Annotated in this window: 18 protein-coding genes; 5 read left to right on the forward strand and 13 right to left on the reverse strand. The window is 43.1% G+C overall.

The genetic code is table 11. From position 1 onward, the window contains the following. Nucleotides 1-6: 6 nt before the first annotated feature. Nucleotides 7-1428, reverse strand: coding sequence for a SpoVR family protein (locus BV455_RS05875; protein WP_017436624.1), 1422 nt, complete (start codon nt 1426-1428; stop codon nt 7-9). A gap of 408 nt (nt 1429-1836) precedes the next feature. Between BV455_RS05875 and BV455_RS05880 the strand changes: the two genes are divergently transcribed. Continuing rightward, complete coding sequence (locus tag BV455_RS05880) at nt 1837-2433, forward strand: DedA family protein (RefSeq protein ID WP_218687848.1); 597 nt, start codon at nt 1837-1839, stop codon at nt 2431-2433. Nucleotides 2434-2460: 27 nt separating this feature from the next. Here BV455_RS05880 and BV455_RS05885 read toward each other — a convergent pair whose 3' ends face one another. Further along, entirely contained in the window at nt 2461-2700 is a 240-nt protein-coding gene (locus BV455_RS05885) for a hypothetical protein (RefSeq protein ID WP_017436622.1), read from the reverse strand. A gap of 183 nt (nt 2701-2883) precedes the next feature. Here BV455_RS05885 and BV455_RS05890 point away from each other — a divergent pair, with 183 nt between their 5' ends. Next, a complete protein-coding gene (locus tag BV455_RS05890) occupies nt 2884-3141 on the forward strand; it encodes a YhdB family protein (protein ID WP_017436621.1) in 258 nt (85 codons plus the stop codon). Between the two features lie 80 nt (nt 3142-3221). Here the strand turns inward: BV455_RS05890 and BV455_RS05895 are convergent, their stop codons facing one another. From BV455_RS05895 to BV455_RS05930, 8 genes are all read right to left on the reverse strand, one after another. After that, nucleotides 3222-4445, reverse strand: coding sequence for an MFS transporter (locus tag BV455_RS05895; protein WP_218687849.1), 1224 nt, complete (start codon nt 4443-4445; stop codon nt 3222-3224). After that, nucleotides 4442-4969 (reverse strand): NADPH-dependent FMN reductase, encoded by a 528-nt coding sequence (locus BV455_RS05900; RefSeq protein ID WP_042410893.1) that lies wholly within the window; start codon nt 4967-4969, stop codon nt 4442-4444. Before BV455_RS05900 ends, BV455_RS05895 begins: the two co-directional genes overlap by 4 nt. A 118-nt stretch (nt 4970-5087) precedes the next feature. Next, a complete protein-coding gene (locus BV455_RS05905) occupies nt 5088-5726 on the reverse strand; it encodes a response regulator (protein ID WP_042410895.1) in 639 nt (212 codons plus the stop codon). After that, a complete protein-coding gene (locus BV455_RS05910; protein WP_218687850.1) occupies nt 5726-6859 on the reverse strand; it encodes a GAF domain-containing sensor histidine kinase in 1134 nt (377 codons plus the stop codon). Before BV455_RS05910 ends, BV455_RS05905 begins: the two co-directional genes overlap by 1 nt. 69 nt (nt 6860-6928) lie before the next feature. Further along, on the reverse strand, nt 6929-7651 hold the full coding sequence (locus BV455_RS05915) for an SDR family oxidoreductase (RefSeq protein ID WP_042410899.1): 723 nt from the start codon (nt 7649-7651) through the stop codon (nt 6929-6931). Between the two features lie 39 nt (nt 7652-7690). Beyond that, nucleotides 7691-9439, reverse strand: a complete 1749-nt coding sequence (locus tag BV455_RS05920) for a phospho-sugar mutase (RefSeq protein WP_218687851.1) — start codon at nt 9437-9439, stop codon at nt 7691-7693. A gap of 112 nt (nt 9440-9551) precedes the next feature. After that, nucleotides 9552-9962 carry a CBS domain-containing protein gene (locus tag BV455_RS05925; protein ID WP_051018352.1) on the reverse strand — a complete coding sequence of 137 codons (411 nt, stop codon included), beginning with the start codon at nt 9960-9962 and terminating at the stop codon, nt 9552-9554. Between the two features lie 145 nt (nt 9963-10107). Then, complete coding sequence (locus tag BV455_RS05930) at nt 10108-11796, reverse strand: glycoside hydrolase family 13 protein (protein WP_061580321.1); 1689 nt, start codon at nt 11794-11796, stop codon at nt 10108-10110. A 156-nt stretch (nt 11797-11952) separates the two neighbouring features. Here BV455_RS05930 and BV455_RS05935 point away from each other — a divergent pair, with 156 nt between their 5' ends. Beyond that, on the forward strand, nt 11953-12390 hold the full coding sequence (locus BV455_RS05935) for a disulfide oxidoreductase (RefSeq protein ID WP_017436612.1): 438 nt from the start codon (nt 11953-11955) through the stop codon (nt 12388-12390). Continuing rightward, complete coding sequence (locus BV455_RS05940) at nt 12387-12863, forward strand: thioredoxin family protein (RefSeq protein WP_017436611.1); 477 nt, start codon at nt 12387-12389, stop codon at nt 12861-12863. Before BV455_RS05935 ends, BV455_RS05940 begins: the two co-directional genes overlap by 4 nt. A 36-nt stretch (nt 12864-12899) precedes the next feature. On the opposite strand, the gene BV455_RS05945 is transcribed toward BV455_RS05940, so the two are convergent. Further along, nucleotides 12900-13298 carry a YhcU family protein gene (locus tag BV455_RS05945; RefSeq protein WP_017436610.1) on the reverse strand — a complete coding sequence of 133 codons (399 nt, stop codon included), beginning with the start codon at nt 13296-13298 and terminating at the stop codon, nt 12900-12902. 136 nt (nt 13299-13434) lie between these two features. On the opposite strand from BV455_RS05945, the gene BV455_RS05950 reads away from it, so the two are divergent. Then, nucleotides 13435-14343, forward strand: a complete 909-nt coding sequence (locus BV455_RS05950) for an RluA family pseudouridine synthase (protein ID WP_017436609.1) — start codon at nt 13435-13437, stop codon at nt 14341-14343. A gap of 35 nt (nt 14344-14378) precedes the next feature. Here BV455_RS05950 and BV455_RS05955 read toward each other — a convergent pair whose 3' ends face one another. Both BV455_RS05955 and BV455_RS05960 read right to left on the reverse strand, forming a co-directional pair. Next, the gene (locus tag BV455_RS05955) at nt 14379-15725 is read right to left on the reverse strand and encodes a hemolysin family protein (protein WP_017436608.1); all 1347 of its coding nucleotides are present in this window, start codon (nt 15723-15725) and stop codon (nt 14379-14381) included. A gap of 66 nt (nt 15726-15791) precedes the next feature. Continuing rightward, the gene (locus BV455_RS05960) at nt 15792-16478 is read right to left on the reverse strand and encodes a zinc metallopeptidase (RefSeq protein WP_026078591.1); all 687 of its coding nucleotides are present in this window, start codon (nt 16476-16478) and stop codon (nt 15792-15794) included. Between the last annotated feature and the right edge of the window lie 37 nt (nt 16479-16515).

The raw sequence follows: 16515 nt of genomic DNA on the forward strand, positions 1-16515 counted from the left end.
CACGGATCATATATATTTCCGATGCACCATTTTCCCGTCATACGTAAACAAAATCGGCTTCTCTTCCACCACCGTTTCCATATGAACAGGACGCCCCCATAGCTGATAAATATACGGAAGCACTTTTTCTAAATATTTGATGTCTAATTCAATTCCTTCATACCAATGCTTTAAATATAGTTCGCCATTGCGCATGTAATCCCCGTCATTGACCGTAATGTACGGAAACCCGCCATTGACCCGCATGCTCACGAGCTGATCGCGAACGTGCTCCCAGCTTTTATCAACAATTTTATACTCTTTTCCTTGCTTTTGGAATAAATACATATCTTCGCGCATTACTAACTCTTTCGTTAAATAATTGCGCAAAAACGAAATATCGGATTCCAATTCGCGCACTTCGAAAATTTTTTCGCGGCCCGATCCCGGCTTCACCCCACGTTTTTTCATTTCCTCCGTCGGGTTGTTCCAACGCTCTTCAATGTCTTCAAAAATTTTCAATCCTAAATAGTACGGATTAATTCCTGTGCGCGACGGCTGTACAACATTCGCGTTTAATTTCGCAAATTCAATCGCCTCGTCGCTTGTTAAGTCCATTTCCCGCAAAATGCGCTGATGCCAATACGTTGCCCAGCCTTCATTCATGATTTTCGTCTCAAGTTGCGGCCAGAAATAGAGCATCTCTTCGCGCATCATCGTTAAAATATCGCGCTGCCAGTCTTCCAGTTCACGGCTATACTCCTCAATAAACAACAATACGTCTTTTTCCGGCTGCGGCGGAAACTTCCTGCGCTTTTTGCGCGGAGGCGGAGCTGGGCGATCTTTTTCATCAAGACTCCATAAATCGTCATATGGCGTCGCTCTTTTTGGCGGTTCTTCCTCTTCATATACTTCCGTATCTTCCCACGTCCACGATAGTTTTGGACGAAGCAGTGACGGGTCGATATGCTCTTGAATCGCCAATACCGCATCTAAAAACTTTTCTACTTCCAATTTTCCATATTGGTGTTCGTAATGTTTAATTCTCTCGGCGGTGGCTGCCATGCTTTCGACCATATCGCGCTTTGTATTGCTAAAGCGCACGTTATTTTTAAAAAAGTCGCTATGCGCCAGCACATGAGCGACAATTAGTTTGTTTTGGATTAACGTATTCGTATCTAACAAAAACGCATAACACGGGTCAGAATTAATCACCAACTCATAAATTTTGCTTAACCCCAAATCGTAATGCAGCTTCATTTTATAAAACTGCTTGCCAAAGCTCCAGTGGGAAAACCTTGTGGGCATGCCATACGCACCAAACGTATAAATAATATCCGCTGGGCAAATTTCATAACGCATCGGATAAAAATCCAACCCAAATCCTTCGGCAATTTCCGTAATCTCAGCAATCGCCCGTTCCAACTCCTTTAACTCATCTTGTCGCATGCACATCTCCTCCCCTTTTCCTCTTATCACAATGTATGAGAAAACAGGAGTTTTGATACGTATAAGTCCATTTCATATTTCTATATCTTGCTTCATGGGAAATCCATATTGCCGGTAAATCTGATTTAGATGGAACATACTCCTGGAGACTATGACAAGGTAGTAAAAGGAAAACAATACAGGGTATATTGCGGTATTTTAGCTGCAGCATGCAAAATGAAAGAGCTAGGCATTATTATTGATACTCGAACAAAACATATATCATTCATTTTCCTTGGATGGTCAAAAATGCAATTTCCCTTCAACACATGCATTGTTTTATAATGAACATTAGCGAATAATGAAGCCCTTTCATTTTCTTCTTATTCGCTTTGCTCGCGACTAAATTCATTAAAGCGTGGTGGTACAGTGGAGCATTATTTGCATTATTTTATCAACCATTTTGGCTATATTGGCATCATGATTGTACTTATGTTAGGTATTGTCGGCATGCCCATTCCCGACGAACTTCTGCTCACCTATGTCGGTTACCGCATTTCTGTCGGTTCTCTGTCCTATCCTATTGCTTTTATGTGCAGCTTTTTTGGCGCTACTATCGGTATTTCCATTAGCTATTGCTTAGGAGTCGCATTAGGTTTGCCATTTTTGCGGAAATTTGGCCCAAAAATACATATTACGGAAAAACGAATGGAGCAAACAAAAACATTATTTGCCAAACTAGGACCTTTCGTGCTGTTTATTTGCTACTTTATCCCTGGCATCCGCCATGTTGCCGCCTTTTTAGCTGGCGCGAACGCATATGACTGGAAAAAATTTATGGTGTATGCTTATAGCGGAGCATTTGTATGGATTTTTACCTTTCTTGCCATTGGCAATTATTTGGGGGAAAACTGGATCAAAATTAAACAATATATGGATTCGTACCGCTCTTTTTTCGCCCTTTTCTTTATTTTTCTCGTTGTCCTGCTGACGTTGTACTGGTACTACCAGCAAAAAAAGAAATAAAACACCGGCGTTTAGCAGCCGGTGTTTTTACATACTTTTTTTCGTATTTCTATATGTTTCCGTTAAAATCCCCATAAACGTTCCAAAGCCGAACATAAACATCGAAGCGCCAATAATTCCTAAACTTACAATAGTAAGGAAAAAGTCTTTGTTGTAACCGCTTGCAACAAAACTTAACAAAAACAAGGAAAATCCGACAATCAATCCCACAGCAGCGATCATTTTACACATTTGCGTAATCTCTTTCCCCTCATGCCGTTCTTTCATTTTCACCATCCCCTTACTTTGAGGATACTGTTTTTGTCATAAAATTGCAACATTTATTTTTACTTTTCCCCGCTTATTTCAGTTATAATTTATTTTTTACCTACCTGCGTAACATTGACAGTGTAAAAAAAGTTCGAGCATCATACACTAACAATAACTCCTTCGCTAAAGGAGGCATGCTTATTGAACACGATTGATTATGATAAAGCGTTGTATTACACGCACCGTTCCGAATGGGATAACTTGCTTATTTTAATGGTGCGCACGCAAGATGACTTGCTTTCGAAAAAAATCGAGAAGTTTCTTCACGCTTACAACTTCGAACATGATTACTCCGTGATTCAGGAGCGATTGACGTCTTTGCTCCGCTACATCGACCATGCTCTTGAAGTAAGCGAACCAAAAACAGAAGCAGAGCAGTACGCATGCTTCTATTCGTAAATAAAAAACGGGGAATTGGTCCGGTCCAATTCCCCATTACATATCATATCGGCCTCCCGCCAATGTATAAAAAATCCCTTTTATCCCATGGATGTTAGATGAACTTGTTCTTTTTTCACTGATTCCCCTGTCCTTAGCACCAATACCCCGGAAATGATAAGCAATCCGCTTAATACAGCATATGGAATCAGGACATGCTGTAATGACACAAGACCAGTAAATACGCTTAACAAAGCGGAACGAATAAGAAAACCGAGCGCTCGAAATAAACCATCCACCCTTCCGATTTTCTCATTAGGAATTCGTTCCATCATTAGTGAACTACGAGCCACCCTTGTACCCGCATTACCAAACGCCGTAAGGCTTACAAGCACATAAAATATCCACATGTTTTTTACAAATAGAAACATGGTCATCGCCATCGCATATATAAAGACGGTGATGGTGATGCTTACTTCGGTTCCGACTTTCCTTAGCCACAACGGCACTACCGCCCCTGCGAGTGCGGCCCCGATTCCGTATACCATGCTTTGGATTCCGTATACCGAACTATCTTCCTTTAAGACATCGACAATATAAATCGGGTGAAGATAATTGGTCATCATCACACCAATGAAGGGCATGAGCGAAGCGAGCAAAAACCAAAATAGCAGCGGCCGAGCTTTCATATAATGGTATCCTTCGGTCATTTTCGTCCAAAATGAATATGTTTTTCCATTTCTGAAAGAACGTTGATATGGGATAAGGAAAAAGCAAATAATCGCTACTGCATACGTGCACGCATCTAGCCATAAAATCCAGTAAAGCGGCACTTTCGCAAGAAGCAGGCTTGCCGCTCCGCCGGAAATGACGGTGGCCAATTGCCCTTGAATCTCCATAATCCCATTCAACATTTTATATTGATCAGGGTGAAATACTTCCTGGCTAAATGCAAATAGCGTCGGATAAAAGAGAAAATAATATAGAGAGCCGCTGGCAAATAAAAACACTAAATGCCATACATGATACTTCATTTCTGCCATTCCGTACAGGGCAAACATAGCGGCGATCACCAATCCTATCGCCTCACCGAACATCAACATGACTTTGCGGGAAATTTGATCAATCCACATTCCGACATACGGTGTCAATAAAAACATAATGATCGTCATCGCTGTGGACATGTAGCCAAACCACGTTGCTCCATCAGGTTTTTGCACGAGCATCCAAGGAACCGCCGTCATCGTGATTCCTGTTCCAACGGAAGAGAACAGATTAGCAACGAGCAACAAATATAACTGGCGGTCGCGATACAGGCTGCTCATAGCTTCTCCCTCCACCACTTGGCTGCGTTGATATAACGCTGCAGTTCGGAAAAGATAGCATCCACCTGTAAAGCCGCCGACTTCGTTAAATGATCACCAGCAAAACCAGGAGGATCTAAAACCAGCTGCTTAGGAATGGCATTCGCATGCAGGCTGCGCATCACCGTCCGCATATTGTTTAACGCATTGATACCACCTTTTCCTCCCCCTGCTACCGCAATAAGAGCAACTGGCTTGTGTTCAAATTGGTCGCTGTTTAAAAAATCAAGAGCGTTTTTTAACGCTCCACTCATGGCGCCGTGATACTCAGGCGAGCAAAGTATAATGCCAGCTGCTTTTTGCATTTGCTGACGCAGATGAAGGACACTGGGCAATTCTTCTTGGCTTGCCTCCCCGTTATATAGCGGGATCACTTCTTTGCTCAAATCAATAAGCTGAGCCCTGTATTGCCTTGCAATATGTCTGGCGACGATTCCCGTTCTCCCCGATTTGCGTGGGCTCCCGTTTACGACCACGATATGCATATCATTTCTCTCCTTTGCTCCTTTGTGTTTCTAATTATAATGTAATCAAAGAAAAGGTTTCTTTCGTCGGCAAATCGGGGGAGCGTTGCGTCCGAAAATAGCAGGAGCCGCGATACAACTAAAGTCTGAGATGTTTTACGGCATAGAGTGCCGCTTGCGTACGATCCGCAAGATTTAACTTCGCAAGTATATTGGATACATGCGTTTTGACCGTTTTTTCCGTAATCATCAATGCTGCGGCAATCTCTTTATTGCTTTTTCCTTTCGCGATTTCAGCAAGCACTTCTTTTTCCCGCTTCGTCAACGTTTCAATAAGTTGCTCCTCACGACCTCCACCTTTTGATAAGTGAGTCATTAAATGAGCAGTGATTTTCGGATGAAGCTGATTTTCACCTCGGTACACAGATATAATCGCTTGTACTAACTGATCTGGTTCCACATCCTTCAATTGATACCCCGACGCGCCGGCACGAATGGCGGGAATAACATGGTCAACATCGGAAAAGCTAGTTAAAATGAGAATTTTCACGTGCGGAAATATTTCCTTTATTTTTTTCGTGGCTTCCACCCCATCCATAACCGGCATGACCAAATCCATTAGCACGACATCTGGCTGCAGCTCTTTTACCTGTTTCACCGCTTCTTCGCCATTGGCTGCTTCACCGACTACATTGATTTCCTTTTGCGTGTTGAGGAAAAAAACTAATCCTCGCCGAACAACATGATGGTCATCCACAATAAGCACTTTGATCCCCATTATCCTCTCCCCTTTTTCAACGGAATGATGACATCAATCGTCGTTCCTTCTCCGACAGAACTTTCGATATGAATTTCGCCATTTAATGATGCGACCCTTTCTTTCATGCTATTTAAGCCGAGAGAAAAAGTCTGGCCATCAGCCTTGGAAAATCCGCATCCCTCATCATGGACCTTCATATGGATATGGTGCTTTTGGACGTGGATGGCAATATCCACCTCGGACACTCCCGCATGTTTTTTGCAGTTATTCAATGCTTCTTGCCCCACGCGCCATAAACACTCTTCGACTTCGTTAGGTAAATCCATTAGTCCGTTAATCTCCACGTTTACTTTTAATCCGAGCATATCTCCATAATGCTGAAAAGCATTGGCTAGTCCATGTTCCAAACCGTACGGACGAAGCTGCCAAATAAGCGCCCGCATTTCCTGAAGGGCTTCCTGCGCTAATTGTTGAATGTATGCGAACATATCTTTTATCGTTTCATCTTCCGTCATTTCCTTTGCGCCGCGTGCCGTCAACTGCAGCGAAAATAATAATTGGCTCACTGAATCGTGCAAATCTCTCGCTAAGCGGTTACGTTCTGCAATTAACGCGAGTTTTTGTTCATTTTCAGCAAGCTTGATTCGCTTTATTGCTGTCCCGATTTGATAAGCAACCGCTTCTAATAATGCCAGTTCCTTATTGGAAAAGCTCGTTTTATGCGGAGCGGCTACATTGAGCACCCCAAATTTTTCGCCCCCTGCACGAAGGGGAATGCTCGCATGGTGGGTGACGCCATTGACATCTCCCCATTTCTCTTCGATTGCCTTTCCAAGCCGTTTGCATTCAATAACGTTCGCAGCCCGTTGCAGCCGCCCATCTCTGTACCGTTCCAAACACCAACAATCCCCTTCGCACATCAGCTTTTTGTTCTCTCTTGCCAGGGCTGAAGGCAATTGATAGTCGGCAACAAGAGAGTATCCTTCTTTAGAATCAACGAAAAAAATCCAGCCGCATTGCAATTTCATCACTTGTATTAATTCCTTTAATACGGTCTGCAGCATTTCCTTTACATCATTGCACTGATTCAACGTTTCCGCAATAGATTTTAGCGTCAGCAATTCTTGAATATCCTGCTTCTCTCTGTCCATCGAATTTCCTCCTCGCCCAAATTGTATAGAAAAAGACAACGCCGACATCGGCATTGTCTTTTTTTCGTCTTATGCAATAGGATATTGTTGAATTAGCGGATGAAGGATAATCTCATCAATAAGCATATGTTTTGGAGCGCTTGCCATATACACGATTGCTTGGGCGACATCTTCGGCTTTTAGCCAATCGCGTTTTTCTGGAACGCCTTGGATGGAATTAGCAAAGTACGTATCAACCATTCCTGGGTTAATCGTACCAACGCGAATGCCGTACTTTCTTACTTCCTGCGCAAGCGAACCGGAAAATCCTTGAACAGCGTATTTGGTCGCGGTGTATGCCGCACCGTTCGGAATCGTGTAACGGCCGACATCGGAAGAAACGGTAATAATCGTTCCTGATTTTCTTTCTTTCATATGCGGAAGCACGGCTTTTACCCCGATAAACACGCCTTGAACATTGATGGCAAAGATGCGCTCCCATTCTTCCACGGTCGTCTCTTCCACTTCCTTAAAAAATCCGATTCCTGCGTTGTTGACGAGAATATCGATTTGCCCAAATGCTTCTAATACTTCTGTAACCATCTTTTGCATTTGTTGTTCATTGGCAACGTCCACTTGGAACGCCTTCACATAAGAAAATCCTTTCTCTTTTAGCTCTTTTTCCGTTTCATAAACCCCTTCAGAACTTCCCGCCAGCGCCAATTTTGCTCCTTGCTCCGCTAATTGAAACGCAACGGCTTTTCCGATTCCGCGAGAAGCTCCTGTGACAATCGCTACTTGGTTTGTTAACATGTAGAATTATCCTTTCTGTATGTGTCTGTTCGTTTATGATTAAGATAGCGAAGCAGTGCGAAGAAGGTCATAAACTCGTTTCATCACTTCGTTAGAAAGGCGATTTAATTTTTCTTCACTATCAGCTAATGACTTTCCTTTCACGCCAAAATACACTTTAATTTTTGGCTCCGTTCCCGAAGGACGCAAGCAAAACCATGAATCGTCCTCCAATACATACTTTAATACGTTGGAAGTTGGAAGCGTAATCACTGTTTTTTCGCCCGTCAATGTATGGATCCGTTCTTTCGTTTTATAATCCTCGATCACGGTTACTCTTTTTCCGTCTACTTCTGTCGGAGGTTCATTGCGGAATGATGTTAAAATCGCTTGAATGGTTTCTGCTCCTTCTTTTCCTTTTAACGTTAATGACTGCTGTCCTTCGCGATAATAGCCGTATCGGTCAAACAAGTGTATTAATCCTTCATATAAAGACATACCCTGTTTTTTATAAAATGCGCATACTTCCGCGGCCAATACGGCTGCTTGCACCGCATCTTTGTCGCGGACAAAATCGCCGATTAAATAGCCGTAGCTTTCCTCATAACCAAATTGGAACGTATATTGCCCCGTTTGCTCATATTCTTTGATTTTTTCGCCGATAAATTTAAATCCGGTTAATGTATCCACCGTCTCTAGGCCAAACGATTGCGCAATCGCGCGTCCGAATTCCGAGGTGACAATCGTTTTTAGCACCACGCCGTTTTCCGGCAATATTTCTTTTTCTTTTCTTTGCGATAGTAAATAGTGCAACAGCAAAGCGCCCGTTTGGTTTCCGGTAAGCACTACATATTCGCCTTGATCATTTTTGACGGCAACTCCCAACCGGTCGGCGTCAGGATCTGTCGCAATTAACAAGTCAGCATTAACTTTTTTGCCGAGCTCTATTGCTAAGGCAAATGCTGCGTGTTCTTCCGGATTTGGCGAGGCTACGGTAGAGAAATTCGGATCAGGCTGTTCTTGCTCTTTGACGACAAACACATTACGGTATCCAAGTTCCTTTAAGGCACGACGGACCGGTTTGTTGGATGTGCCGTGAAGCGGTGTAAAAACAATGTTAATATCGACTTCTTCCGCCAGCTTCGGTTGAAGAGAGATTGTTTTTACAGCGTCAATATAAGCATTGTCCACTTCTTCGCCGATGATTTGAATGAGCCCTTTTTCTTTTAAAATCGCTTCGTCCTCAACGTGGATATCAAGTTCATTTGCCACTTCATTGACGTATCGAATTACCGCATCTGCCGTATCCGGAGGAAGTTGTCCCCCGTCTTCGCCGTACACTTTATATCCATTATATTCCGGTGGATTATGGCTGGCGGTAATGACAATGCCGGAAAATGCGTGCAAATAGCGAACAGCAAACGAAAGCTCCGGCGTCGGCCGCAGTTCATCAAATACATACGTTTGAATGCCATGAGTGGCCAACGTTTTCGCCGCTTCCATTGCAAAATCCCGAGACTTATGCCGCGAATCATAGGCAATGACCACACCGCGTTTTTTCGCTTCTTCGCCAAAGGACTCTATGTATCGCGCCAACCCTTCCGATGCTTTCCTTACGGTATATTTGTTCATCCGATTTGTTCCGGGACCGATTTCTCCGCGCATGCCACCGGTGCCAAATTCTAAATTTTTATAAAAACCATCCTCAAGCCACTTTAGATCGTCTTGGCGGTCTTGTAATAAGCGCTTTAATTCTCCGTCTAGCTGCTCGTATGCCATCCATTGCTCATATTTGCTTTTCCAATCCACCCGACATCCCTCCGATATTAATACGTTCATTTTTATGTATTCGTTATCATCATACAATATACTTCCAAAAAGAAAAAGGATGTCTCGAAAAAAGAGACATCCTTCCTTTTCTTTATCCTTGTGGCTGCGATGGCTCTGAAATGTTTGTCAATGCCTGCTCCGCCGCATCATTAGCAGCGCTGTTCGTCGCAATGTCACCTAAAGCGACAATACCTTGAAGCTGATTGTTTTCCACAATCGGCAAACGGCGGACCTGATGCTGCGCCATCACGTTTGCTGCCTCTTGCACGCTCATATCCGGTGTCCCGGTAATCACGCGATTGGTCATTACTTCCGATACAGGAGTGGAAGCTGGGTCTTTTCCTTGCGCCGACGTACGCAACGTAATGTCACGGTCGGTAATCATCCCTTTTACTTGCCCGTTTTCCACTACTGGAAGCGCACCAATATTTTTTTGGCTCATGATTTGCGCAGCTTCTTGCACCGTTTGGTTTGGAGAAACAGTTGCCACGTTTTTCGTCATAATGTGTTGAACTTTGTTTCCGCTATTATTGTTGTTCAATGTGATCCTCCCCTTTCACCGATTATTGTGGCCGACTTTTGGGAGGATATAGGTAGAAAATAATGTTTGCATCGCTTTGTATTGGCATCGAAAAAAAGAAATGTTTTTATGACAAACGGAGTTTATACACGCGCGCTTCCCATGGGCGCAAATGAATTTTTTTCAGCCCTTCTGTTTCGTCTACATCGTAATTGCTGATGAGCAGTTCTTTTGTTTTGTAGGTAATATCATCCGGAAGCCGGAAAACAGGATTTTTCCCAGAAAAATTCGTAATCACAATCAGTTTTTCATTTCCCAGTGTACGTGTATATGCGTAAATATACAGGTCATCTTCTAAAATTAAGTCATATGTTCCATAGACAATAATGTCATGTTGCTTGCGAAGTTGAATTAACTTTTTATAATAGTGAAATACTGAGTTTGGATCAGCAAGGGCCGCCTTCACATTAATTTCCTTATAATTTGGATTCACGCGAATCCATGGCGTTCCCGTCGTAAATCCTGCATGTCCGCTGTCATCCCACTGCATCGGCGTGCGCGCGTTATCGCGTCCTTTATAATAAATTTTTTCCATTACTTTTTGCGGATCTTCGCCGTATTCTTCCACATGCTCTTTATACATGTTTAACGTTTCAATATCCCGATAGTCTTTAATCGACGGGAAGCGCACATTTGTCATTCCGATCTCTTCTCCTTGGTAAATATACGGGGTTCCTTGCATCATATGGAGAAACGTAGCCAGCATTTTTGCGGATTCCACCCGATATTTGCCGTCATCGCCAAAACGCGAAACAGCGCGCGGCTGATCGTGATTGTTTAAGTAAAGGCTGTTCCATCCTCTTCCTTCTAGTTCTTTTTGCCATTTTGTCATCGTTTTTTTCAAATCGGCCAACGACCATGGACGAATATCCCATTTTCCCCCAGGTCCTGAATCTAAACCAACATGCTCGAATTGAAACACCATGTTTAATTCATGGCGGGATGGATCAGTATATAAAATGCCTTCTTTCGGGGTCACCCCTGGCGTTTCTCCCACCGTCATAATATCGTACTTTGACAACACTTCCCGATTCATCTCCTGCAAAAATTCATGAACGCGCGGACCGTTCATATAATATCGGCTTCCCGAAGCGTATTTTTTCCCTTTTTGCGGTTCGCCGTCCGGTAATCCTGGCACTTTGGAAATCATGTTAATGACATCCATTCGGAAGCCATCGACGCCTTTGTCGAGCCAAAACTTCATCATCTCATACACTTCGCGGCGCACTTTCGGATTTTCCCAGTTTAAATCAGGCTGTTTTTTGGAAAAAAGGTGCAAATAATATTCTCCTGTCGTGTCATCATACTCCCAGGCGGAACCGCCAAAACACGACTCCCAATTATTCGGTTCCTTTCCATTTTTCCCAGGCCGCCAAATATAATAATCGCGATACGGATTGTCTTTTGACTTTCTTGCTTCGATAAACCACGGGTGCTCATCTGAGGTATGATTGACGACTAAATCCATCACTAGCTTAATCCCTCGTTTGTGCATTTCCTCAAGCATTTCTTCCCAATCTTCCATCATGCCAAATTCGTCCATAATGTCCCGATAATCGCTTATATCGTAACCGTTATCATCATTTGGCGATTTATATACCGGAGATAGCCATACCACATCCACACCAAGTTCTTTTAAATAATCAAGTTTATCGATAATGCCGCGGATATCGCCAATGCCATCCCCGTTGGAATCGTAAAAACTGCGCGGATAGATTTGATATACGACCGCTTCTTTCCACCATGCACGTTCCAATTCTCTCACTCCTATATCAGTTTGCGAAAACGATTGCACATTCATATTGTACTACAAAATAAACGGAGCAGCGATTCATTTTAAATTTTACATTCCCTCTTCTGTTCAATATAATGAAACTGATAAGTAAACATGGAGCAATAAGGAGTCCTGGAAATGAAGGATAACAAAAACTTGGAAAATATTCTAGTTAGCGCATGGGTTATTTCATTGATCGCCACATTAGGCAGCCTTTACTTTTCGGAAATTTTAAAATTTATTCCTTGCGATCTTTGCTGGTTTCAGCGCATTTTTATGTATCCTCAGGTGGTTTTATTAGGCATCGCTGTGATTCGCAAAGAATACGGAATCGCTCGCTATAGCCTGGCGCTGTCGGTCATTGGCGGGACGATTTCCCTGTACCACTATCTTTTGCAAAAAGTTCCGTTTTTCCAAAGTCATTCCATTTCCTGTGGCCGTATTCCTTGTACGGGACAATACATCAATTGGCTCGGCTTCATTACGATTCCGTTTTTAGCGCTCGTCGCCTTTGTTCTGATTAGCGTGTTAAGTATTATCATTATTCGCCAGGAGAAAGAGGGGAAACGAATTTGAAAAAGCTGCTTATTTTTGGAGGCATCATTGTTGTTTTATTTGCCGCAATCGCTTTTCTCACTACATACGAGCAAAAAGAAGCGGTAAAAAACAACTCTTATCATAAAAAAGAACTTGATCCGGCGACCGTCGACCAGCTCGACGACCCGAATTATCAAAACCTCATTTTGCCGAGTGAATTAGAGAAAAAATTAAAAAATAAAGAAACCGTCACCGTCTATTTTTACAGTCCTACTTGCCCCCACTGTCAAAAAACAACGCCCATCGTCGTCCCTTTGGCAAAACAAATGGGGATTGACTTAAAAATGTTTAATTTGCTGGAATTCGAAGAGGGATGGGATAAGTATCATATTGACGGAACACCAACGATTGTTCACTATGAAAACGGAAAAGAAGTAAAACGAATTGACGGCTATCATGAAAAAGCAGTTTTCCAAGACTGGTTTTCTTCCCTTCCCCATCACAAAAAATAAAGGAACTTGGCCAGCAAACGGCAAGCTCCTTTTCCATTACATTAACCATTTGCTCGATGAAGGAAAATACGCACTGCACGGATAGCGTCTTTTGTTCGCAAACTGCTCAATCATAAACGGAAATGTAATGCCATACCGCCTAAGAATGTCGATATTTCGTTCAAATAAGTAACGGTACCGCTCATAATCGCCGTTTTCCCCTATATATTCAATGATCGTAATCAATGATTGCAGAGCTGAAATGATTTGAAACGCTTCCTTCATCGTTCCATTATATGTAACATGTTCTCCATCAAGCAAAAGAATTCGCAATTTTTCAAACTCTTCAATCTGTTCGTCGGCAAAATAATATGGAAAAATGTTTGTGTAAAAATAACGAACTAAATAATTCATATATTCTTCCTGTTCCTCTGTTACGGCGTAAACGACTTTCAATGTTCATACCACCTTTTCTCACCATAACACTTGCGTTCTATACACATAAAACGATACTATGAGTGTATCATATAGAATGCATCCATAGAGATAGAAAGTGTTTCCACCGCTATTGAAAATTTGGAGTGAAGTCATGATGTGGTCGAAAAAAGGTGACTGGCTGGAATGTGTCATTCCGTCTTTTTGGCAGGGACTCACCATTGAAATGCTGCTAAAAGAAGTCTGGTATGCATCGAAAAAATTTGCCCACCAGCTACGCATGGAAAAAGGAATCAAGCTCAACGGAAAAGAAGTATCATGGCAAACGCCATTACAAGAAAAGGACCGCCTTCAGCTGCACCTTTATAATCCTGAACCTTCCACCATTCTTCCTGAGTATCGGGAACTTTCTGTTTTATGGGAAGATGAGCATCTGCTCATTATTAATAAAGACGCCGGCATCGACATCCATCCCTCCGAACCTTCGCAAACCGGGACATTAGCGAATGCTGTGGCCTTTCATTTACAATCGCAAGGAATTTTAACAAAAATCCGGCACATTCATCGGCTTGACCGCGATACATCAGGAACGATTTTGTTTGCCAAACATATGCTTGCCGGAACAACGCTTGATCGCATGTTGGCAAAACGAGAAATTAAACGGACATACGTAGCGCTCGTCCATGGGATCATAAAAAAGCGAATCGGCACGATATCCGCGCCGATCGGGCGCGACCGCCATCACCCGACAAGACGGCGCGTCTCTAAAACAGGGGCAAAAGCGGTAACGCACTACCGCGTCTTACATACGTTTCCTAATGAACAAACATCGCTCGTAGAGCTTTCCCTGGATACCGGACGCACCCATCAAATTCGCGTCCATATGAGTTACATTGGTCATCCGCTGGTCGGAGATGTGTTGTACGGCGGAAGGGAGACATTCCATCGCCAAGCTCTGCATGCGGTGAAATTATCGTTTTTCCATCCTTTTATCAATGAACCGGTTTCCTGCCTCGCCCCTGCTGATGACTTTCCCGTTGATCTCACACCGTTTTATCATCATTAGCAAAAAAGGCAGACGTCCTGCACCCGACGTCTGCCTTACAAATGCAATTCCTCTTTTTCATTCAATTCCTCATCTGCCGCCTGCTCTTCTTTCTTCTGTTTCACCACTTCTACCGTCTTCACATGGTGTCCATCCATTTCCTTTACGGTAAACAAATAATCATCAATTTCCACGCTGTCGCCTGCTTTAATATCATAATGCTTCGTTAAAATCCAGCCGCCGATCGTATCGACATCATCATCATCAATCGAAAGACCAAACAAATCATTTACCTCGCTGATCAGCACTTTTCCATCAATAATCGTATGCGTTTCATCTATCTTTTGAATCAATGGAATTTCATCCACATCAAATTCGTCTTGAATTTCGCCGACGATTTCTTCTAAAATATCCTCGACCGTGACAAGCCCTGATGTACCACCGTATTCATCGACTAAAATCGCCATATGGATGCGCTCTTTCTGCATTTTGACCAGTAAATCATGAATAGCAATCGATTCGATCACTTGAATAATGGGGCGGATATAGTCTTTCATCTGTTTTTCTTCTGACGGATTTGTCACCAAGTCCGTAAACACTTCTTTAACGTTAATCAGCCCTAACACATGGTCTTTATCGCCATCAATAACCGGGTAGCGCGTATATTTTTCTTCCTTGATGATTTCCAAATTCTCTTTTACGCTTTTGTTGATATCCAAGGCGACTATTTCCTTGCGCGGCACCATAATTTCTTTCGCCACGCGATCGTCAAAGCGAAAAATATTATTGACATAGCGGTACTCCGACTGGTTAATTTCGCCACTTTTATAACTTTCCGATAAAATCAGGCGCAGCTCTTCTTGAGAATGAGCGAGGTCGTGCTCTGATGCGGGTTGCAGCCCAAACAGTTTCGTGACGAAGCGGGATGCGGAGTTTAACGTCCAAATAATTGGATACATCACCTTATAAAAGAAAATGAGCGGCTGCGCCGTGAATAACGCAAGCGACTCCGCTTTATGAATAGCGAACGTTTTCGGAGCCAACTCTCCAAGTACTACTTCAAGAAAAGTAATCAACGAAAATGCGATCACAAAAGATAACACTTGCGCAATCGAATCCGACAAATGGAGACGTTCAAACAGCGGCGTTAATATATGCTCTACAGTTGGTTCACCAAGCCAACCAAGAGCTAATGAAGTAATGGTAATACCTAATTGAGTAGCAGATAAATAACCGTCAAGGTTGGAAATAACCTTTTTGGCAGCAATCGCTCGTTTATTTCCTTCACTCACTAGCTGATCAATGCGCGAGCTGCGAACTTTGACAATCGCAAATTCTGAAGCTACAAAAAAAGCGGTACATGCAATAAGCACTGCCACTAAAAATAAACTGGCTATGTCCAACTGGTTTCCGGGCGCGGGTCATGCGCCCGGATCACACCTCCTACAGATAAGTTTAAGTTTATGCCGTTATTCTTCATTATTATTTTGTGTAAAAATTAACACGTATTTTAACAATTCTAATACGGAAATGAGCGTCGCTGCTACATATGTCAATGCAGCCGCTCCTAACACTTTGTTGACGCCGCGCTTTTCATCCGGATAAATAAGCCCTTCCGCCAGCATAAATTTTTTCGCCCGCGAGCTGGCGTTAAACTCTACCGGCAGCGTAATGACTTGAAAAGCAACGGCAAAGGAGAAGAAAATAATCCCTAAACCAATCAGCGAAAGTTGGTGAAGCAAAAATCCGATCAGCAATAAAAACGGCGCCACTCCTGATGTGAAGTTTACGATTGGAAACATGCGATGACGGAGCACTAGCGCGCCGTATGCTTGCTGATGCTGCACCGCATGTCCGACTTCGTGTGCGGCTACCGATATGGCAGCAATCGACCGGCCATAATATACCGGTTCCGACAAGCGGACCACACGCGAGATCGGATCATAGTGATCCGTTAATCTTCCTGGAATCACTTCGACCGGTACATCATAAAGACCGTTGCGATCTAAAATCATCCGCGCCACTTCCGCGCCTGATAAGCCGGAAGAAGCAGGAACTTGCGACCAAGTATTGAAGTTGCTTGACACTTTCAATTGCGCCCATAGCGCAATGCCAAAGGCGATGATAATAAGAAAATCCATCGGATGGAATAGCAGCATGACAGCTCCCTCCGTTATTTCTGCGCCATATTAA

This window comes from Parageobacillus caldoxylosilyticus (genome assembly GCF_019272935.1).
Classification (GTDB): Bacteria; Bacillota; Bacilli; order Bacillales; family Anoxybacillaceae; genus Saccharococcus; species Saccharococcus caldoxylosilyticus.

Excerpts from the sequence above, each read along its gene's own strand:
- BV455_RS05900 (WP_042410893.1), bottom strand. The coding sequence starts at position 4,969 with ATGCATATCGTGGTCGTAAACGGGAGCCCACGCAAATCGGGGAGAACG.
- BV455_RS05895 (WP_218687849.1), bottom strand. The coding sequence starts at position 4,445 with ATGAGCAGCCTGTATCGCGACCGCCAGTTATATTTGTTGCTCGTTGCT.
- BV455_RS05875 (WP_017436624.1), bottom strand. The coding sequence starts at position 1,428 with ATGCGACAAGATGAGTTAAAGGAGTTGGAACGGGCGATTGCTGAGATT.
- BV455_RS05935 (WP_017436612.1), top strand. The coding sequence starts at position 11,953 with ATGAAGGATAACAAAAACTTGGAAAATATTCTAGTTAGCGCATGGGTT.
- BV455_RS05910 (WP_218687850.1), bottom strand. The coding sequence starts at position 6,859 with ATGGACAGAGAGAAGCAGGATATTCAAGAATTGCTGACGCTAAAATCT.
- BV455_RS05925 (WP_051018352.1), bottom strand. The coding sequence starts at position 9,962 with ATGACGAAAAACGTGGCAACTGTTTCTCCAAACCAAACGGTGCAAGAA.
- BV455_RS05905 (WP_042410895.1), bottom strand. The coding sequence starts at position 5,726 with ATGGGGATCAAAGTGCTTATTGTGGATGACCATCATGTTGTTCGGCGA.
- BV455_RS05885 (WP_017436622.1), bottom strand. The coding sequence starts at position 2,700 with ATGAAAGAACGGCATGAGGGGAAAGAGATTACGCAAATGTGTAAAATG.
- BV455_RS05950 (WP_017436609.1), top strand. The coding sequence starts at position 13,435 with ATGTGGTCGAAAAAAGGTGACTGGCTGGAATGTGTCATTCCGTCTTTT.
- BV455_RS05915 (WP_042410899.1), bottom strand. The coding sequence starts at position 7,651 with ATGTTAACAAACCAAGTAGCGATTGTCACAGGAGCTTCTCGCGGAATC.